This window comes from Nocardioides potassii (genome assembly GCF_021648885.1).
Taxonomy (GTDB): Bacteria; Actinomycetota; Actinomycetes; order Propionibacteriales; family Nocardioidaceae; genus Nocardioides; species Nocardioides potassii.
Genome location: NZ_JAKJHZ010000010.1, coordinates 384,318 through 403,470, shown reverse-complemented (window position 1 = coordinate 403,470; position 19,153 = coordinate 384,318). Strand labels below are relative to the sequence as shown.

At 71.6% G+C, this 19,153-nt stretch carries 18 protein-coding genes, 1 tRNA gene and 1 riboswitch; of the genes, 11 read left to right on the top strand and 8 right to left on the bottom strand.

Annotated elements, in window-relative coordinates:
• Nucleotides 1–17 precede the first annotated feature (17 nt).
• Nucleotides 18–147, bottom strand: a riboswitch (FMN riboswitch).
• A gap of 173 nt (nt 148–320) precedes the next feature.
• The gene (locus L2K70_RS18080; protein WP_236404627.1) at nt 321–1,652 is read right to left on the bottom strand and encodes a M20/M25/M40 family metallo-hydrolase; all 1,332 of its coding nucleotides are present in this window, start codon (nt 1,650–1,652) and stop codon (nt 321–323) included.
• 81 nt (nt 1,653–1,733) lie between these two features.
• Here L2K70_RS18080 and L2K70_RS18075 point away from each other — a divergent pair.
• A tRNA-Leu gene (locus L2K70_RS18075) sits at nt 1,734–1,819 on the top strand.
• Between the two features lie 134 nt (nt 1,820–1,953).
• The gene (locus L2K70_RS18070) at nt 1,954–2,466 is read left to right on the top strand and encodes a hypothetical protein (RefSeq protein ID WP_236404626.1); all 513 of its coding nucleotides are present in this window, start codon (nt 1,954–1,956) and stop codon (nt 2,464–2,466) included.
• 65 nt (nt 2,467–2,531) lie between these two features.
• Here the strand turns inward: L2K70_RS18070 and L2K70_RS18065 are convergent, their stop codons facing one another.
• Complete coding sequence (locus L2K70_RS18065; protein ID WP_236404625.1) at nt 2,532–4,115, bottom strand: amino acid permease; 1,584 nt, start codon at nt 4,113–4,115, stop codon at nt 2,532–2,534.
• 145 nt (nt 4,116–4,260) lie between these two features.
• Here L2K70_RS18065 and L2K70_RS18060 point away from each other — a divergent pair, with 145 nt between their 5' ends.
• From L2K70_RS18060 to L2K70_RS18040, 5 genes are all read left to right on the top strand, one after another.
• The gene (locus L2K70_RS18060; protein WP_236404624.1) at nt 4,261–4,995 is read left to right on the top strand and encodes a FadR/GntR family transcriptional regulator; all 735 of its coding nucleotides are present in this window, start codon (nt 4,261–4,263) and stop codon (nt 4,993–4,995) included.
• A 64-nt stretch (nt 4,996–5,059) separates the two neighbouring features.
• The gene (locus tag L2K70_RS18055; protein WP_308195848.1) at nt 5,060–6,427 is read left to right on the top strand and encodes a glutamine synthetase family protein; all 1,368 of its coding nucleotides are present in this window, start codon (nt 5,060–5,062) and stop codon (nt 6,425–6,427) included.
• Nucleotides 6,428–6,449: 22 nt separating this feature from the next.
• A complete protein-coding gene (locus tag L2K70_RS18050) occupies nt 6,450–7,802 on the top strand; it encodes an aldehyde dehydrogenase family protein (RefSeq protein WP_236404623.1) in 1,353 nt (450 codons plus the stop codon).
• 93 nt (nt 7,803–7,895) lie between these two features.
• A complete protein-coding gene (locus L2K70_RS18045; protein WP_236404622.1) occupies nt 7,896–8,675 on the top strand; it encodes a 3-oxoacyl-ACP reductase in 780 nt (259 codons plus the stop codon).
• 8 nt (nt 8,676–8,683) lie between these two features.
• Nucleotides 8,684–9,406 (top strand): gamma-glutamyl-gamma-aminobutyrate hydrolase family protein, encoded by a 723-nt coding sequence (locus L2K70_RS18040; protein WP_236404621.1) that lies wholly within the window; start codon nt 8,684–8,686, stop codon nt 9,404–9,406.
• 77 nt (nt 9,407–9,483) lie between these two features.
• On the opposite strand, the gene L2K70_RS18035 is transcribed toward L2K70_RS18040, so the two are convergent.
• Both L2K70_RS18035 and L2K70_RS18030 read right to left on the bottom strand, forming a co-directional pair.
• Nucleotides 9,484–9,933: a VanZ family protein gene (locus tag L2K70_RS18035; protein ID WP_236404620.1), complete on the bottom strand. Its 450-nt coding sequence runs from the start codon at nt 9,931–9,933 to the stop codon at nt 9,484–9,486.
• A gap of 30 nt (nt 9,934–9,963) precedes the next feature.
• The gene (locus L2K70_RS18030) at nt 9,964–10,896 is read right to left on the bottom strand and encodes an SDR family oxidoreductase (protein ID WP_236404619.1); all 933 of its coding nucleotides are present in this window, start codon (nt 10,894–10,896) and stop codon (nt 9,964–9,966) included.
• A 109-nt stretch (nt 10,897–11,005) separates the two neighbouring features.
• Here L2K70_RS18030 and L2K70_RS18025 point away from each other — a divergent pair, with 109 nt between their 5' ends.
• Nucleotides 11,006–11,842 (top strand): helix-turn-helix transcriptional regulator, encoded by an 837-nt coding sequence (locus L2K70_RS18025; RefSeq protein ID WP_236404618.1) that lies wholly within the window; start codon nt 11,006–11,008, stop codon nt 11,840–11,842.
• Between the two features lie 4 nt (nt 11,843–11,846).
• On the opposite strand, the gene L2K70_RS18020 is transcribed toward L2K70_RS18025, so the two are convergent.
• Together L2K70_RS18020 and L2K70_RS18015 are read right to left on the bottom strand one after the other, a co-directional pair.
• Complete coding sequence (locus L2K70_RS18020) at nt 11,847–13,268, bottom strand: aminotransferase class I/II-fold pyridoxal phosphate-dependent enzyme (RefSeq protein WP_236404617.1); 1,422 nt, start codon at nt 13,266–13,268, stop codon at nt 11,847–11,849.
• 46 nt (nt 13,269–13,314) lie between these two features.
• Nucleotides 13,315–14,757 carry a phospholipase D-like domain-containing protein gene (locus tag L2K70_RS18015; protein ID WP_236404616.1) on the bottom strand — a complete coding sequence of 481 codons (1,443 nt, stop codon included), beginning with the start codon at nt 14,755–14,757 and terminating at the stop codon, nt 13,315–13,317.
• A gap of 120 nt (nt 14,758–14,877) precedes the next feature.
• Here L2K70_RS18015 and L2K70_RS18010 point away from each other — a divergent pair, with 120 nt between their 5' ends.
• Together L2K70_RS18010 and L2K70_RS18005 are read left to right on the top strand one after the other, a co-directional pair.
• Entirely contained in the window at nt 14,878–16,551 is a 1,674-nt protein-coding gene (locus L2K70_RS18010; protein WP_236404615.1) for a bifunctional 3'-5' exonuclease/DNA polymerase, read from the top strand.
• Complete coding sequence (locus tag L2K70_RS18005) at nt 16,548–17,129, top strand: LysR family substrate-binding domain-containing protein (protein WP_236404614.1); 582 nt, start codon at nt 16,548–16,550, stop codon at nt 17,127–17,129. Before L2K70_RS18010 ends, L2K70_RS18005 begins: the two co-directional genes overlap by 4 nt.
• A gap of 11 nt (nt 17,130–17,140) precedes the next feature.
• On the opposite strand, the gene L2K70_RS18000 is transcribed toward L2K70_RS18005, so the two are convergent.
• The gene (locus L2K70_RS18000) at nt 17,141–17,293 is read right to left on the bottom strand and encodes a hypothetical protein (protein WP_236404613.1); all 153 of its coding nucleotides are present in this window, start codon (nt 17,291–17,293) and stop codon (nt 17,141–17,143) included.
• Between the two features lie 57 nt (nt 17,294–17,350).
• Between L2K70_RS18000 and L2K70_RS17995 the strand changes: the two genes are divergently transcribed.
• Nucleotides 17,351–18,412, top strand: a complete 1,062-nt coding sequence (locus L2K70_RS17995; RefSeq protein ID WP_236404612.1) for an NAD-dependent epimerase/dehydratase family protein — start codon at nt 17,351–17,353, stop codon at nt 18,410–18,412.
• 59 nt (nt 18,413–18,471) lie between these two features.
• On the opposite strand, the gene L2K70_RS17990 is transcribed toward L2K70_RS17995, so the two are convergent.
• Nucleotides 18,472–19,137 carry a sulfotransferase gene (locus L2K70_RS17990; protein WP_236404610.1) on the bottom strand — a complete coding sequence of 222 codons (666 nt, stop codon included), beginning with the start codon at nt 19,135–19,137 and terminating at the stop codon, nt 18,472–18,474.
• Nucleotides 19,138–19,153 lie beyond the last annotated feature (16 nt).

Below are 19,153 nucleotides of genomic sequence, written 5' to 3'. Positions count from 1 at the left end.
GGCGTGCGCCGAGCCGTCAGCGTGCACTTCTCATCCGGACTATGACCGTCGGTCCAGGAGTTCCACCTGGTCAACCGGCCACTGGCTGTGGTCGGGTCGCGGACTGTGACCGCCGGTGCGGAGTTCCACCGCCCCCAGAGCACGCAAGCTCTTCGTGGTCGCAACTGTGCCACAGCGCCGTGCATTCCCTCGCCGGTGTCCGGGGGTGACGTGCGTGACACCTTCCGGTCCCCCGATCGGCGAGGGCGATCACCCGCTGGCCGTCAGGACGTCATACGGACGGGGCAAACGGTTGCTCCGTCCGTATGACGTCGTGGGTCTCAGACGTCATCGAGGAAGCGGTCGAACACCCGCGCGCCGAACTCGAGCGCGTCGACCGGCACGCGCTCGTCGACTCCGTGGAACAGTGCGGTGAAGTCGAGCTCGGCGGGCAGGCGCAGGGGCGCGAAGCCGTACGAGCGCATGTCGAGCTTGCGGAAGTGCTTGGCATCGGTGCCGCCGCTCATCAGGAACGGCGCCACGAGCGCGTCGGGGTCCTCGGCCATCAGGCTGCGGGTCATCGCATCGACGAGGTCACCGTCGTACGGCGTCTCCCACGGCTGCTGGTGCGACTCGAGCTCGAAGTCGATGCCGTCGCCGGCGAGCTCGTGGAGGGTCGCGAAGAACTCGTCCTCGTAGCCGGGCAGGAAGCGGCCGTCGACGGTTGCGTGGGCGTCGGTCGGGATGACGTTGGTCTTGTAGCCGGCCTGCAGCGTGGTGGGGTTGGCGGTGTTGCGGATGACGGCGCCGAGCATCTTGGCGGCGTCGCCGAACTCCTCGACCAGCGCCTCGGCATTGTCCGGCGTCGCCTCGGTCCCGGCGAGGTCGCCGATCGTCGCGAGCAGCACCTCCATCGCCGGGGTCAGGCGCACCGGCCACTGGTGCGATCCGATGCGGTGCACGGCGCCGGTCAGGCGGGTCACCGCGTTGTCGGCGTTGATCATGGAGCCGTGACCGGCGCGGCCACGGGCGGTCAGGCGCATCCACGCCATGCCCTTCTCGGCTGCCTCGATCAGGTAGACGCGGCGACCCCGCACGGTCGCGGAGAAGCCGCCCACCTCACCGACGGCCTCGGTGCAGTCGGCCAGCAGGTCGGGGTGCTGCTCGACGAGGACCTCGGCACCGTGGTGGCCGCCGGCTTCCTCGTCGGCGGTGAAGCAGAGCACCACCTCCCGGCCCGGGGCCTCGCCCGCGGTGGCCCGCGCCCGGACGACGCTGAGGAGCATCGCGTCGAAGTCCTTCATGTCCACCGCGCCGCGACCCCAGACGTACCCGTCCCTGATCTCCCCGCTGAACGGGTCGACCTGCCAGTCCGACGCCTCGGCCGGTACGACGTCGAGGTGGCCGTGCAGCAGCAGCGGGGCGCGGCCGTCGCCGCCGCCCCAGCGCGCGACGACGTTGGCACGACCGGGGCTGCCCTCGATGACCTGGCTCTCGATCCCGACCTCGTCGAGCAGCGTCGCGACGTGCTCGGCGGCCTTGCGCTCCCCCGGTCCGTCGCCGTTGCCGTAGTTCGACGTGTCCATGCGAATGAGGTCCTGGCAGAGCTGCACGACCTCCGCGGCGGGGTCGTAGGAGAGGTCCCGGGAGGGCTGTGCGGAGGCGTCGTCCATGCCCTCCATCCTGCACCAGTTGTGGACGTCTTCCCCGATGCAGTGACCCACGAAAGCCTTTGCTACTGTTCTCCAGCACTCGTCCGGGTGGCGGAATTGGCAGACGCGCTAGCTTGAGGTGCTAGTGCCCGTATTAGGGCGTGGGGGTTCAAGTCCCCCCTCGGACACAGAGACGGAGAACCCCGGGTCGTCGACCCGGGGTTCTCCGCGATTTCGTGGTCCTCCTGCAACCTCCCCGGCGGCGGTGGCGTCCTGTAGGTGGACCGGCCGATCCGCGGCCGCGCACCCTCGGGAGGCACCCATGCGCCGCACCCTCACCACCCTCCTGCTCATCGCGGTCACGCTGTCGGTCGCGGCACCGGCCGGCGCCACTGCCGCACCTGGGTCGGTGCGCACCGTGACCTACCAGGGCCACGGCGCCACGGTCACCCTCGAGCACCTCGACCGCATCTCCGCGACGTCGAAGCCCTTCCAGCGCTTCGTCGAGCGCCGGCTGACGAGGCTGTGGCAGGACAACGATCCCCGACCGAGGTGCCGCACGGCGGCCACGATGGTCGTCAAGACGTGGCGCTCCGACGGCTACGCGCTCATCAGCGACATGGGCAGCTTCGCTCCCTGCCCGGACGGCGGCTACGTCCAGATCGCCGTCCGCACGGACGGGGGATGGCGCACGCCGGTCCGGCTCGGCGCGCAGGAGCCCTTCCGCTGCCGCGACCTGGTGTCGTACGACGTCCCCGCCGCGGTCGTGCCCGACGGGACGTGCTTCGCCGGTCAGGACCTCGTGTCGTACGACGACTGGCTCACGACCCACTGACACCGGTCGCACACACGACGGACCCCGGGCCACCCGACCCGGGGTCCGTCGTTCGAGGACCGCGCTCAGCTCTCGAAGGCGTTGACGACGTCCTCGTCGATCGTCTTGACCGGACCGGTGAACCAGTTCTTGGCGGAGGCCTGCCACCAGAGTGCGAGGAGCAGGAGGACGGCGACGACCATGATCGGCGCGTAGTTGACCGCCGCCCAGTCGAACTCGTCGCGCCAGGGCGCGCCGAACGGCGAGGTGGGCATCATCAGGAAGAGCCCGACGACGACGATCTCGATGACGGCGACGAGGTTCATCCACTTGTACTTGCTGCCGTTGTTCCAGCTGCCGACCTCGAACGAGTCGCCGGCGCGCCAGCGCAGGTAGATCGGGATGGCGAACGAGAAGTAGAGGCCGATGACGGACACCGACGTGACCGCGTAGAACGCCGTGGGGATGCCGTTGACCGACTTCAGCGCGGGCAGCGTGATCAGTGCACCGAGGACGGCGGCGAAGATCACCGCGTTGGCCGGGGTGCGCTGGGCGTTGACCTTCGACCAGTAGCGCGAGCCCGGCACCGCGCGGTCACGGCTGAAGGCGAACATCATCCGCGACGTGGACGTCAGGCAGGCGGTGGCGCAGAAGAGCTGTGCCGCCGAGGAGACGAAGAGCAGCAGGCCGCCCCAGGTCGAGCCGAGGGCGGTGTCGAAGACGTAGGCGACGCCACCGGCCGGGATGCTGGCGTAGTCCGGCTGGCCGTCGACCTGCGGGATCGCGAACGTCACCGCGAGCAGCAGGATGTAGCCGCCGACGGCGGAGTAGAAGATCGACTGCCAGATGGCCCGGGCGGCGGTCCGCGCCGCGCCCTGCGTCTCCTCGGACAGGTGCACCGAGGCGTCGAACCCGGTGATCGTGTACTGCGTGAGGATGAAGCCGAACGGGATGATCGCGAAGAAGTAGACGAGGCTGCTCGTCGACCCGTCGGCCCAGCCCGAGCCGTTGAACTTGTCGGTGAAGACCTGCGACACGCTGAGGTGCTGGTCGGGGACGATGATCAGGACGAGCACCAGGAACGCGGCACCGGCGACGTGCCACCACACCGAGATGTTGTTGATCACCGCGAGCAGGTGGCTTGAGAAGATGTTGACCACGGTGATGAACGCCAGGATCACCAGGAACAGCACGAACACGAAGTTGAGCGAGAAGGTGTCCTGCCAGCCCCACGCCAGGAACGTCAGGTGGAAGAAGGTCGCGCACCCGTAGGCCACCGACGCCGTCACCGCGATGAGGCCGATCAGGTTGAGCCACCCGGTGAAGAAGCCGGCCGCGGGGCCACCGAGCTTGGACGCCCAGTAGTAGATGCCGCCCGAGGTCGGCATCGCCGAGACGAGCTCGGACATCGTGAAGCCGATGATGAGGATGAAGACCGAGATGATCGGCCACGACCAGGAGATCGAGACCGGGCCGCCGTTGGCGATGCCGGCGCCGTACGTCGTCAGGCAGCCGGCGAGGATCGAGATGATCGAGAACGAGATCGCGAAGTTCGAGAAGCCGGACCAGGAGCGTGCCAGCTCCTGCTTGTAGCCGAGCTTGGCGAGGTGCTCCTCGTCCGCACTCATGCTGCGCTGCGCCGGCATCTCGGCTGGGGACTCTGCGGACATGTGCACACCTCTCGGGGCGTAGTGGATGCTCGGCAACCTAGACCCGGCCTTGCCCGCTTGTGAATACCCCGGTCCAGAACTCCGGGAAATTGGTATGAACTCCGACCATTGACGTGTGGAGGTGGTCACGTCGAGACTGTCGCGCATGACCGCCCAGCCCCACGAGCACCTCACGGCAGCGGTGCTCCGGCCGGTCCGCGGTCACCACGCGTTCGAAGGCTGCGTCGAGCAGCTCGCGACCGCGATCCGGCTCGGTGTCTACCCCGTCGGCAGCCTGCTGCCGCCGGAGCGCGAGCTGGCCGAGCGGCTGGCGGTCAGCCGCGCCACGCTGCGCGAGGCGATCGCCGCGCTGCGGCAGGCGGGACTGGTCGAGACCAGGCGCGGTCGAGGCGGAGGCTCGTCGGTGACGTCGCAGGCACGCGGTCGCTTCACGGGCGGGCTCGCGAAGGTGTCGGCGGCGACCAAGGCGGAGTGGCTCGACGCGCTGGAGTTCCGGCGGGTGGTCGAGCCGGGAGCGGCCCACCTGGCCGCCAGCCACGACCTCGGCGACGTCGACCGCGACCGGCTCGCCGCGTCCGAGGAGGCTGTGCACCAGGCCACCGGCAAGCGTGCCCACCGGCAGGCCGACTCGCGGCTGCACCTCACGATCGCGTCGCTGAGCGGTTCGTCGCTGCTGCAGGAGGCGGTCACGTCGGTCCAGTCCACCCTCGACTCGATGCTCGGTGCGATCCCCGCGCTGGAGCCCAACATCGGCCACTCGCACCGCCAGCACCGCCTGATCTGCCGAGCCATCGTCGACGGTCGACCCGACCGTGCCCGCAAGGTGATGGAGGACCACTGCGACGACACCGCCGCGCTCCTCCGCGGCCTGCTGGGATGACTTCCGCACGCCCGCACGCCCCACGCACTCCCCACGCCCTACGCCGCACTGACCAGGAGAACCCGTGAGCACACGCAACGACCGGCACCTGACCATGGACGACCTGCGCCAGCGCATCGAGGCCGGCGAGGTCGACACAGTCGTGCTCGCCTTCACCGACATGCAGGGCCGCCTCCAGGGCAAGCGGCTGCACGGGCGGTACTTCCTCGACCACGTCGTCGGCCACGGCACCGAGGGCTGCAACTACCTCCTCGCGGTCGACGTCGACATGAACACCGTCGACGGCTACGCGATGACGTCGTGGGAGCAGGGCTACGGCGACATGGAGTTCGTGATGGACGAGCAGACCATCCGGTTGCTGCCGTGGCTGCCGGCCACGGTCATGGTCCAGTGCGACCTCGAGTGGGCCGACCACCGGCCGGTGTCGGCCAGCCCGCGCGCGATCCTCAAGGCGCAGCTCGACCGGCTCGCCGAGCGCGGCCTGGTCGCGCTCGCCGGCACCGAGCTGGAGCTGGTGATCTACGACGACACCTACGAGGAGGCGGCCCGCAAGGGGTGGACCGACCTCACGCCGGCCAACCAGTACAACGTCGACTACTCGATCCTCGGCACCACGCGTGTCGAGCCGCTGCTGCGCGACATCCGCAACCACATGTACGCCGCCGGGCTGGACGTCGAGGGCGCGAAGGGCGAGTGCAACTTCGGCCAGCACGAGATCGGCTTCCTCTTCAACGACGCCCTGACCACCGCCGACAACCACGCGGTCTACAAGAACGCCGCCAAGGAGATCGCCGCCCAGCACGGCAAGTCGGTCACCTTCATGGCCAAGCCCAACCAGCGCGAGGGCAACTCGTGCCACATCCACATGTCGCTGCGCGGCGCGGACGGTGAGCTCGTGTTCTGGGACGAGGAGAAGGACGCGCGGACGCCCCTCTACGACCGGTTCATCGCCGGCGTCCTGGCGACGGCGGCGGACTTCACGCTGTTCTTCGCGCCCAACATCAACTCCTACAAGCGGTTCGCCGACGGCTCCTTCGCTCCCACCACGCTCGGCTGGGGCATGGACAACCGCACCTGCGCGATGCGCCTGGTCGGTCGCGGCGCGGGCGCCCGGATGGAGAACCGGATCCCCGGCGCGGACGCGAACCCCTACCTCGCACTGGCCGCGATGATCGCCGGCGGGCTCCACGGCATCGACGAGGAGCTGGAGCTCGAGCCCGAGCTCACCGGCAACGCCTACGCCTCGGACAAGGCGCGCGTGCCGAGCACGATGGGCGCCGCGCGCGAGAGGTTCCACACGTCTGCCGTGGCCCGGGCGGCCCTGGGCGACGAGGTGGTCGAGCACTACACCAACATGGCCGACGTCGAGCTGGCGTCGTACAACGCGACGGTCACCGACTGGGAGCTGCGCCGCGGCTTCGAGCGGCTGTGAACGAGAGGACGAGACGACCTTCATGACCACCCTGATCAACCCCACCACGGGCGAGGAGCTCGACCGCTCCCCCGCCTCGGCGACGCTCGAGGAGGCCGACGCCGCGATCCAGCGCGCGCACGACGCCTTCGGGGCGTGGCGATCCGTCGCGCCCGGCGAGCGGGCCCGGCTGCTGCGGGCCTTCGCCGCGATCGTCGACGCGCACAACGAGGAGCTGGCCCAGCTCGAGGTGCTCAACGCCGGCCACACGATCGGCAACGCGCGGTGGGAGGCGGGCAACGTCCGCGACTGCCTCAACTACTACTCGGCGGCACCCGAGCGGCTCTTCGGCCGCCAGATCCCGGTGCCGGGCGGCACCGACGTCACCTTCCACGAGCCGCTCGGCGTGGTGGGGATCATCGTCCCCTGGAACTTCCCGATGCCGATCGCCGCGTGGGGCTTCGCACCCGCGCTGGCGGCCGGCAACACCGTCGTCCTCAAGCCCGCCGAGCTCACCCCGCTCACCGCGATCCGGATCGGTGAGCTCGCGGTCGAGGCCGGCCTGCCCGCGGGCGTCCTGACCATCGTCCCGGGCAAGGGGTCCGTCGTCGGGGAGCGCTTCGTCACCCACCCGCTGGTGCGCAAGGTGTGCTTCACCGGCTCCACCGGGGTCGGCAAGAAGCTCATGGCCGGCTGCGCCGACCAGGTGAAGCGGGTGACCCTCGAGCTCGGCGGCAAGAGCGCCAACATCGTCTTCGCCGACACCGACGTCGCCGCGGCGGCCGCCAGTGCGCCGTACGCCGTCTTCGACAACGCCGGCCAGGACTGCTGCGCCCGCTCGCGGATCCTCGTCCAGCGCTCGGCGTACGACGAGTTCGTGGGGAGGCTCGAGACCGCGGTCAAGGCGCTGCGGGTCATCGACCCGGCCGACGAGCAGAGCGAGATGGGACCGATGGTCTCCTCGGGCCAGCGCGACACGGTCCAGGCCTACATCGACGGCGCCAGCGTCGCCTTCACCGGCACCGCGCCCGACGGCCCGGGCTGGTGGCTTCCGCCGACCGTCGTCGAGTCGCGCGACACGGGCGAGGCGGTGTGGCGCGAGGAGGTGTTCGGCCCGGTGGTCGCGGTCATGCCGTTCGACGACGAGGACGAGGCGATCGCGCTCGCCAACGACTCCGACTACGGCCTGTCCGGGTCGATCTTCACCTCCGACGTCGGCCGTGCCCTCCGGGTCGCGCGCAGCGTCGAGGCCGGCAACCTGTCGGTCAACAGCCACTCGTCGGTGCGCTACTGGACGCCGTTCGGCGGCTACAAGCAGTCCGGCCTCGGCCGCGAGCTCGGGCCGGACGCGCCGAACGCGTTCACCGAGGAGAAGAACGTCTTCATCGCCCACTGAGAGCCCACTGACAACCCACTGAGTCATCACAGATCTCGACACGCCGCTCGTTCCTCGCGGCTGCTCGATCACCTAGAGGAGAGGCACATTCACATGGCAGGACGCATCGAGGGCCGCACGGCCGTCGTCACCGGGGGTTGCAGCGGCATCGGCCTGGCGACCGTACGTCGTTTCGTCGAGGAGGGCGCCCGCGTCGTCATCGGCGACATCGACGACGCGAGCGGCGAGGCGCTGGTCGCCGAGCTCGGCGGCTCCGACGTGGCGACGTACGTCCACGTCGACGTCACCTCGAAGGAGCAGGTGGACGCACTCTTCAGGACGGCCAAGGACACCTACGGCTCGGTCGACATCGCCTTCAACAACGCCGGCATCTCGCCGCCGGAGGACGACTCGATCCTCGACACCGACCTCGACGCGTGGCGCAAGGTGCAGGAGGTCAACCTCACCAGCGTCTACCTGTGCTGCAAGGCGGCGCTGCCCTACATGCTCGAGCAGAAGCGTGGCTCGATCATCAACACCGCGTCCTTCGTCGCGGTGATGGGTGCCGCCACCTCGCAGATCTCCTACTCCGCCTCCAAGGGTGGCGTGCTGTCGATGTCGCGCGAGCTCGGCGTGCAGTTCGCCCGGGAGGGCGTGCGGGTCAACGCCCTGTGCCCCGGTCCGGTCAACACCCCGCTGCTCAAGGAGCTGTTCGCCAGCGACGCCGAGCGGGCCGCGCGCCGGCTCGTGCACGTGCCGATGGGCCGCTTCGCCGAGCCCGAGGAGATGGCCAACGCCGTGCTCTTCCTCGCCTCCGACGAGTCGAGCTTCATGACCGCCAACACCTTCCTGGTGGACGGCGGCATCTCCGGCGCCTACGTCACCCCGCTCTGACGCCCGCCATGTCCAACGGGACGGACGCACCGGTCGTCGGGCTGACGACGTACCGCCAGGAGGCGGCGTGGGGCGTGTGGCACACCCGGGCCGACCTCCTGCCGACGGAGTACGCCGTCGCGGTGGAGGCCGCCGGCGGCGTACCGCTGCTGCTCCCGCCCGTGGCCGCCGCGGGTGCGGCCGCGCGGGTCGTGCAGCGGGTCGACGCCCTCGTCATCTCCGGCGGCGCCGACGTCGACCCGGCGCGCTACGGCGCCGAGCCGCACGAGCGCACCACCGGCCTCCGGCCGGACCGGGACGAGTGGGAGCTGGCGCTCCTGACCGCCGCGGACGAGGCCGGCCTGCCGGTGCTGGGGATCTGCCGGGGCATGCAGCTGATGGCGGTCCACGCGGGCGGCACGCTCGACCAGCACACGCCCGACCTCGTCGGCACCGACGCCCACTCCCCCGGCGGCGACGTCTACGGCGACGTCGAGGTCGAGACCGCGCCGGGGTCCCGGCTGGCGACCCTCGTCGGGCAACGCGTCGAGGTCGGCTGCCACCACCACCAGTCGGTGGCCACCCATCCCGGCTTCACGGCCGTGGCCCGTGCCGTCGACGGGACGCTCGAGGCGATGGAGGCCGACGGCGACCGGTTCCGGATGGCCGTGCAGTGGCACCCGGAGACCCGGGTCGAGATCGGGCTGATGGCCGGCCTGGTCGCGGCCGCCCGCGAGCACGCCGCCCGCTGAGCCACACGTGTCCGCGACGTGGCCCTCGATCCGCTCGGTCGGGGGCCACGTCCCGGACACGTGTCGGGTCCGGTCCCTCAGACCCGCCGCTCGCGGTTGCGGCGCAGGGTCGACGGCAGGGTCAGGACGATCGCCAGGAAGACCCCGACGAACATCCCGATCGAGTTGGCTGCGACGTCACGCGGGTCGGAGACGCGGCCGGGGATCTCCTTCTGCACCGTCTCGATCATCGAGGTGAGGACGATGCCGGCGGCGAGGGCCACCCACCACAGCCGGGTGCCGACGAGCAGGAGCAGGAAGACGCCGAGGGGCACGAAGAGCCCGATGTTGGCCAGGAACTCGATCCGCTCCACCGAGAGCCGGTAGGTCAGCGGGTCGAGCTCGGGGTAGCGCTGCATCCGGGCCAGCACCCGCGTGGCAAGGCCGTAGTAGTCCGGGGTCCCCGACCCCGGGGTGAGGGTCACCACGGCGACGAACGCCCCGTAGAGCAGGGTCAGCAGGCCGAGGAACGGATGTCGGTGCAGCACCTCACCCATGATCCGGGTACGACCAACGCCTCAGGCGTACGCCACCCCGGTCAGCTCCTCGGAGAGGTCCCACAGGCGCGCCGCGTCCTCGGGCCTGTCCAGCGCCGGCCACAGCGACTGCCGTCCGGGCGGCCCGCCGGCGTTGCCGGGCCACTGGGGTCCGTAGAAGCCGCCGTCGTCCCCGGTCGTCACCGCCACGAGCGCGGGCAGCTTCGCTGACTCGACGGTCCCGACCAGCAACCCGTGCGCGGACAGCCAGCGGATCATCCTCACCGCGGTCGTGTCGTCGGAGCGACCGATCTCGGGGCGGGCGGCGAGCAGGCTCGTCGGCGCGACACCGGGGTGCGAGACGTTGCTGGTGATCCCCCAACCGGCGGCGGCACTGCGCCGGCTGAGCTCGAGGCCGAACAGGCCGCACGCGATCTTGGACTGCCGGTAGGCCGCCATGCCGTCGTACGACGACTCCCACGACGGGTCGTCCCAGCTGATCCTCCCGCGGCGGGCGGCGACGCTCGCCTGCGTCGTCACGCGCGCCTGCCCGGCTCGCAGGAGCGGCAGGAGCCGTCCGGTGAGGGCGAAGTGCCCCAGGTGGTTCGTGCCGAGCTGCAGCTCCAAGCCGTCCGCCGTCGTCTGCCGCTCGGGCGGCGTCATCACGCCCGCGTTGTTGACCAGGAGGTGGATCGGCTCTCCCTCCGCGACCAGCCGCTCCGCGAGCGCCTCGACGGACGCGAGCGACGACAGGTCGAGGTCGTGCAGCGTGAGGTGTGCTCCGGGCACCTCGGCGCGGATCTTCGCAACGGCGGCGTCTCCCTTCGGCCGGTTGCGCACCGGCACCAGCACCTGGGCGCCTGCGCCGGCGAGGGCGGCGGCGATGCCGAGCCCCATCCCGTCGCTCGCGCCGGTGACCAGGGCGCGCCGCCCGGTCAGGTCGGGGAGGTGGATCTCGTACTGCTTGGGTCGCACGTGCGGCTCCTCTGTCGTGGATGTCCCACCAGCGTGACCGAGTGGCCAGAGCTCATCCACGGCCTGACGATCCGTGGATCCGGTGACCACCACCGGCGAGGATGGCCGCATGATCGACCGAGCCGGACTGGCCGACTTCCTGCGCCGACGCCGCGAGGCACTGCAGCCCGAGGACGTCGGGCTGCCGCGCGGCGCGCGACGTCGTACGCCGGGCCTGCGACGCGAGGAGGTCGCGGCGCTGAGCCACATGTCGACGGACTTCTACTCGCGCATCGAGCGCGAGCGCGGGCCCCAGCCGTCCGAGCAGATGGTCGCCTCGATCGCCCAGGGCCTGCACCTCTCGCTCGACGAGCGCGACCACCTGTTCCGGCTCGCGGGGCACCACCCGCCAACCCGCGGACCGGCCGGCGACCACGTCGCGCCCGGCATGCTGCGGATCTTCGACCGGCTGGCGGACACCCCGGCGGAGATCGTCACCGAGCTCGGCGAGACGCTGCGCCAGACACCGCTCAGCGTCGCGCTCGTCGGCGACTCGCGGCGGCACAGCGGTCCCGCCCGCAGCCTCGGCTACCGCTGGTTCACCGACCCGGCCGCCCGCCGGCTGCACCCGCCCGAGGACCACGACTTCTACTCGCGGATGTACGCCTCCGGCCTGCGCGGCATCGTCACGCTGCGGGGACCGGGCTCGCGCGCAGCCGAGCTCCTCGACCTGCTCCTCGAGCGCAGCGAGGAGTTCCGCGAGCGGTGGGCCGAGCACGAGGTCGGCATCCGGCCGCGGGAGGTCAAGCGCTACCTGCACCCGGCGGTCGGCGAGCTGGAGCTGAGCTGCCAGATCGTCCAGGACCCGTTCCAGTCGCACTCGCTGCTCGTCTACACCGCGACGCCCGGCAGCCCCAGCCACGAGCGCCTGCGGCTGCTGGCCGCGGCCGACGTTCCGATCGGCTGACGCGTCAGTCGACCACGACCCGCAGCGTGGCGAGCGTGGGGTCCGCTGCATAGGCGATGCGGACGCCAGCCAACCGCGCGTGACCGAGCGCCTGGAGCGCCTGGTCCGTGATGCGCTCGCCCGGCGCCAGCACCGGGATGCCGGGTGGGTAGGGCGCCACGAGCTCGGCACTCGTCCGGCCGACAGCGCTCGTGACCGGGACGTGCTCCGACCGCGAGAAGAAGGCCTGCCGCGGCGGCACCACGGCCTCGGGCTGGACGCCGTACGACGCCGGGCCGACCGCCGCGCGCGCCGGCCCGCGGTGCCGCTCGACCGAGTCGACGAGCGCGTCGGTGAGCCCGGCCACCGTCCCGGGCGTGTCGGCGAGGGACACGACCGCGACGAGGACGTCGCGGTCGGCCGACTCCACAGGCAGGCCGGCGTCGAGCAGGTCCTGCTCGACGGCGTTGCCGTCGACGCCGGCCCGGGACAGCACGACGGTCAGCTTGAGCGGGTCCACACCCGGCCCGTCGAGGACAGCCAGCCCGTCGACCGCCCGGAGTCGCGACCGCGCCTCGCGGTTGGCGGCGATCGCCGCCCCGAGGAGCTCCTCACCGTCGCGCTCGAGCAGCGCGCGGGCGGCGTCCGTGCTGGCGAGGATCGCACCGGCCGGGCTGGTGGTGGCGGTCGCCTCGACACCGGCCTCCAACCGGGCCGCGTCGACCCGCCCGGTGCGGGCGAGCACGATCGCGGCCTGGCTCCAGGCGGGGAGCGTCTTGTGCGCGCTGGTCACCATCACGTCGGCGCCGAGCTGGAGCGGGTGCCGCGGCAGGTCCGGGTGGAAGCCGAAGTGCGCGGCCCACGCCGCGTCGACGACCAACGGCACGTCGTGCTCGTGGGCGGCGTCGGCCAGGCCTGCCACGTCGCCGACCGTGCCGACGTAGGACGGGTCGCCCACGAAGACGGCCCGCGCGTGCGGGTGCGCCTCGAGTGCGCGTCGTACGGCGTCCGGGGCGACGCCGAGCGGCAGGCCGGTCGCCGGGTCGACCTCGGGTCGGACCCACACCGGGGTCAGCCCCGCGAGCACCAGCCCCAGCAGCATCGAGCGGTGGAGCGTGCGGCTCACCACGACGGTGTCACCGTCGTCCGCGACGGCGAGGGCGACGGACTGGTTGGCGTGCGTGGCGCCTCCGGTGGAGAACCGGCACACGTCGGCGCCCCACAGCCGCGCCGCACGTCGTTCGGCGTCCGCGAGCACGCCCCCGGTCAGCTTCATCGTGTCGAGGCCGGCGTAGAGCGGGACGTCGCCCGCGACCACGTCGCCGACGAGGTCGTGCCGCTGCTTGTGCCCGGGGATGGTGAACGGCGTCGGCGCCGCCTCCTGGAACCGCAGCCACGCGTCGAGCAGCGGAGCGTCGTCGCGCAGCCCGCGCGGGTCGGTCGGCATGGGCCGCAGCCTATTGACCGACCGGGCCCGACCGGGCCCGACTAGGTCAGTCGGACTCCCAGTAGGGGCCCGTGGCGTAGCGGTCGGGCTCGACGGTGGTGACCGGGCGACGGACGGTGGTCCAGCGACCGTCGTCGGTCCTGACCCGGAACTCGGCGTAGGTGGTCGTGTAGGCGTCGCGCGAGTTCCGCGTGAGGTCCCACTGGTAGTTGAAGTTCTTGAGGTACTTCTTCGCGACCCGCGCGCCCTGGATGGTCATCCAGAGCTCGTCGTTGGCCGTGCTGAGGCTGGCCCAGTTGGACGACCCGGTCAGCACCATGTTCGTGCCCTGGACGCCGTTGTAGGTGCCCTGGATGACGAAGTACTTCTGGTGGCTGTAGTAGTCGAGGATCAGGTCGTCCTCGCCGTCCTTGTTCAGGTCGTAGTCGTCGTCGGTGTTGTAGTCCATCCCCGTCGAGCGGAGGGGGATGCGGCCGCGCGCGGTGGGCGCACCGAGGATCTGCTTGGTGTGGTAGCCGATCAGGCCGTAGCTGACCCGGAAGTCGCAGCCCTCGGCGAACTTGTTGCGGATGGCTGCGGCCAGGTAGTCGCCGCGGCGCCCGCGCATGGTGTGCATCGACAGCGCGAGCTTGGTGCGCACCGGGTTGCCGGCCGCGTCAGGCGTCACGCACTGGATCTTGTTGAGCATGTCGAGCACGAGGTCGTTCTTCGGACCGGAGAGCCGGGGGAACGCCCAGACGGTGTGCTTGTCGACCGAGTCGTCGCAGACCGCACCCGTCGGCGTCCCGCAGAAGAACCGAGGCGGGCGGCGGACGTCCCAGTCCTTCTTCATGTTGTTGAAGAGCGAGACGTACTGGCGGAACAGCTCGTGGTCGCCGTGGGAGAAGTAGAGGTCGTTCCACTGGTGGAGCGCCGCGTTGAGCATCAGGTTGGCCGACCCGACGGCGATGACGTCGCGCTGCCGCCCGGCCTTGCTGAACGAGTAGAACTTCGAGTGCAGGTTGTTGTACTCGTTCTGGGTGCTGCGGCAGCTGGCCACGCACTTGTAGATGAAGCTCTTCTTGTTGCGGTTCTTGCCGACCTCGGCACGCACCAGCTGGATGGCGCGGGTCTCGAGGTGGTCGTTGAGCAGCATCTGGACCTTGACGCCGCGCTTGTGGGCGGCCACGAGCGCGTTGGCGACCGGCACCCGGTCGAAGGAGTAGACCGCGATGCGGATGATCGCGCCGCGCTTGGTGTGGCGGATGGTCTCGATGATCTTGCGCTCGATGGCGAAGTGCCCGGCCTTGCGGTGCGGGTCGTTGAAGAAGGGGCCGTTGGGCGCCTTCCACCTCTTCTTCCGGGGCTTCGCGGCGAGGCTGGTCACGACGGGAGAGGACTGCCCGACGGACGACGGGGCCGTCACGGTCGCGGTCGCGGGGACGGCGGAGACCAGCGAGATCCCGAGCACCAACGACAGGGCCACCAGCAGGGGCGAGAACCTCGACACGACCACACACCTTCCCGCGGGGCCGTGCGCCGGCCGCACCCCCGAGGTACTAGAGGACGACATCGGAGGCACGAAGGTCAAAACGGGGCCGTCGTCGGTGGCGTGCGCGAGGGTGTCCCCGTGTCCTCCACCGCCCGCGTCCACCTCTCCCGGCTCCCCGGTGAGCGGGTGCGGGTGGTCGACGGCGACCACACCGAGGTGCTCGACCCCGCCGCGCTGCCGTCGTACGTCGCCGGGCGGGAGGCGCACGGCGACGAGCCGCGCTGGGTGTGGGACGACACCGCGCGGTGGTACCCCGCGCTGCTGGAGGCCGGGGTGCGGGTGGCGCGCTGCCACGACCTGCGGCTGTGCCACCGGCTGCTGCGCCGCGCTCCGGCCGTCGACGCCTCGCTCCTCGACGGTGAGGAGTCGGCGCTGTGGGACCGGCTTCGTCCGTTCGAGCCGTCCGATCCTGCCCTGTTCAGCGTCGACGACGCCGGCGAGCACCTGCGGGCCGACCTCGAGGACGCCCGGCAGGTCGCCGCGGTCGCGGCCTCGCCGGAGGCCGTACGCCTCTCGCTCCTCGTCGCGGCGGAGTCCGCGGGTGCCCTGGTGGCCGCCGAGATGACCCACGCCGGTGTGCCGTGGCGGGTCGACGTCCACGACCGGCTGCTCACCGAGCTGCTCGGGTCGCGCCCCCCGCGTGGCGCCCGGCCGCGGCTGCTCGAGGAGCTCGCCGACGAGGTGCGGGGCCTGCTGGACAGCCCCGACCTCAACCCCGACTCGCGACCCCACCTGCTGGCCGCGCTGCGGCGGGCCGGCGTCGAGGTGCCGGACACCCGTCGGTCGACGCTGCGGCGGGTCGACCACCCGGTCGTCGAGCCGCTCGTGCGCTACAAGCAGCTCGCGCACCTGTTCTCGACCAGCGGCTGGACGTGGATCGACCAGTGGGTGCGCGACGGCCGCTTCCGCCCGGTCTACCAGCCCGCGGGCTCGGCCACCGGTCGCTGGTCCTCCAACGGGGGCGGCGCGCTCTCCTTCCCGGTACAGGTGCGCTCGGCCGCCGTGGCCGACGAGGGGTGGGTGCTGGTGGTCGCCGACGTGGCCCAGCTCGAGCCCCGCGTCCTCGCAGGGATGAGCGGCGACCAGGCCCTGGCCCGTGCGGCCAGGGGCGCCGACCTCTACCAGGGCATGGTCGACGACGGCGCCGTCCCCACCCGGCAGGACGCCAAGCTCGGTCTCCTCGGCGCGATGTACGGCGCCACCAGCGGCGAGAGCGGCCGGATGGTCGCCGGTCTCACCCGGCGCTACCCCGCGGCCTTCGGGCTCGTCGAGGGGGCGGCGCGGTCCGGCGAGCGGGGAGAGGTGGTCCGCACCCTGCTCGGTCGCGGCTGTCCCGCCCTCGGCGGCGGCTCCTGGGACGAGTCCCCCGACGCCCCACCCGACGACCTCGACGACCAGGACCGCCACCGCCGCGCCTACGGCCGCTTCACCCGCAACTTCGTCGTCCAGGGCACGGCCGCCGAGTGGGCGTCGTGCTGGCTGGCCGACCTCCGCAACCGGCTCTGGCGTCTGGTGGACGAGGGGCCGCTCGAGGCGCGCCCCCACCTCGTCTTCTTCCTCCACGACGAGGTCGTGGTCCACACCCCCGCCGACCTGGCCGACCGGGTGGCCGACGAGATCGGCGCGTCAGCGGCCGCCGCGGGCGCGCTGCTCTTCCGCGAGCTGCCCGTCGACTTCCCGCTCAACACGTCGATCGTCCGGTCCTACGCCGAGGCCGGCAAGCCGGGCGCACCCCCTACGGTGGACGCGTGAGCACGTCACTCCGCATCGGTTTCGTCACGGGCGCGACCCCGGACAAGTGGGCCCGCCACTGGCGCGACCGCCGACCCGAGCCGCTGGAGCTGGTGCCCGTCACCGAGGCCCACCAGCTCGACGGGGTGCTCGACGGCAGCCTCGACATGGCGATCGTCCGGCTACCCGTCGACCGCGACGGCCTGCACTGCGTCCGGCTCTACGACGAGGTCCAGGTCGCGGTCGCGTCCCGCGACCACGTGCTCGCCGCCGCCGACGCCGAGGTCAACACCGGCGACCTCGTCGACGAGCAGCTCGTGCGCCCCCACAGCAGCGGGTGGCGGCCGAGCGCCGACCAGCTCGACTGGCCGCCGATGGACGAGCGGGAGGCGATCGAGACGGTCGCCGCCGGCACCGGCGTGGTGATCCTGCCCATGTCGGTGGCCCGGCTCCACCAGCGCAAGGACGTCGTCAGCAGGGTGGTGTCCGACCTCGCCCCGACCACGATCGCCCTCACGTGGAAGGTCGAGCGCGACGACGACGTCACCCAGGCGTTCGTGGGCGTCACCAAGGGACGGACCGCCAACACCTCCCGCTGATCAGGCGTCGCTCAGTCCGTCAGGAGCTGACCGACCACGAGCAGCCCGACCATCACCACGAGGAACGGCATCAGCACCCAGAAGTAGCGCAGGTCGACATACTTCTTCTTCTCGTTCGGGTCCCACGGACCCTGCGGATCATGGCTCCCCGGGTTGATGATCATGCTCCACCCTCGCACAGATCGGCGGTCTGGAGCGGGACGGACGGGGTACGGGCCCCCATGCGCATCGTGATCACCGGAGCCAGCGGCAACGTCGGGTCGGCCGTCCTGCGGCGCCTGTCGCCGGACGGCCACGACCTCGTCGGGGTCGTACGACGTCCGCCGGAGGCCGTCGGGCCGTTCGCCGGCGTCCAGTGGGCGTCGATCGACCTCGCGGCCGGTGACGTCGACGCCCTGACGGCGGTCGTCACCGGCGCCGACGCCGTCGTCCACCTGGCGTGGGGCTTCCAGCCCTCCCACCGCGAGGACCACCTGCGCGACCTCGGCGTCGGCGGCACGGGCACCGTCATCGACGCCGTCACCGCGGCCGAGGTGCCGCACCTGGTCCACATGTCCTCGGTCGGCGCCTACTCCCCCAAGCGCGACGACGAGCCGGTCGACGAGTCGTGGCCCACCGACGGGATCCGGACGTCGATGTACAGCCGGCACAAGTCGGCCGCCGAGCGTCGGCTCGACATGCTCGAGCGGGACGAACCGGCGGTGACCGTCACCCGGCTGCGACCGGGCATCGTCGGCCAGGGTGCTGCCGGCAGCGCATTGCTGAGGTACGGGTTGCCCGCGGTCGTCCCGGCCCGCGTCCTGTCCCACGTGCCCGTGCTCCCGCTCGACCGCCGGCTCGCCATCCCGATGGTGCACGCCGACGACGTCGCGGACGCGGTGGCACGGGTGCTCGCCGCCCGGGCTCCCGGCGCCTTCAACCTCTCCGCCCCGCCGACGATCACCGCCGGGTCCATCGCGGACGTGCTGGGCGCACGGCTGGTGCACGTCCCGTCGGCCGCGGTTCGGGCAACGGTCTCGGCGAGCTGGCACGCCCGGCTCCAGCCGCTCGACCCGGGGTGGATCGACCTGGCCTACGCCGTCCCGCTGCTCGACACGTCCCGGGCGAGGAGCGAGCTCGGCTGGACACCGCGCCGGGACGCCCTGTCGGTGCTCGCGGAGACCGTGGCCGGCATGCAGGACGCGGCCTCCGGTCCGTCGCCGGTCCTGAGGCCGCGCACGGTCGCCGCCGGCGTACGGCGCGCGCTCGGCCGCGGGCCGGTCAGCACTCGTCGTACGCCATGAGCGCGCGGGACGTCATGCGGTGGGAGCAAGCGCTTGCCCCGTCCGCATGACGTCCGGGATCAGCCGCGGTGCTTGCCGCGGCTGGAGTGCGGGGTCGCCATGACCTCGCGGATGCGTTGCTCGTCGAAGTCCTCGCCCAGCCAGTCGAACAGGCCGCGGAGCACTCCGGGGTCGGCGACGTAGTCGTCGTAGTGGACCCGGTACGCCGCATCGCCCAGGCCCGCGACGGTGCCGAGGATCTTGTCCTCGATCGCCGTCACCTGCGCCAGCGGGTCGTCCTTGTGCGTCCAGTAGTTGCTCGCGGCGACGTCCTCGAGGCGCCGGGTGTTGACCACGAACCGGGCGCCCGGGAAGACCTGCTGCAGGAAGTCGACGTAGTCGGGCAGGTCGGCGTCGTACCAGCGGATCTCCTTGTAGCCGGTGACCCGCGTCGACGGCTCGGGCCGCAGCAGCGTCGCCTCGGCCAGGGCCCGGATGTGCTGGAGCGAGGCCAGCTCGGGGAACGACTCGATGCCGAACCACGGGTGGGTGGGCTCGGCCGCCCGCACGGGGTCGACGCGCGCCTTCTCCGCCAGACCGCTGCGGTGGAAGTCGTAGAGGTGGCGCATGGCGTGGCGGTTCTCGCCGCGCAGCAGCCAGCCGGGGATCGAGTTGAGGATGCCCATCAGCAGCGTGGAGCCGGACCTGCCGTAGGTCATCACGAACACGTGCCTGAGGTCGCGCACGGGACTCACCACTCCC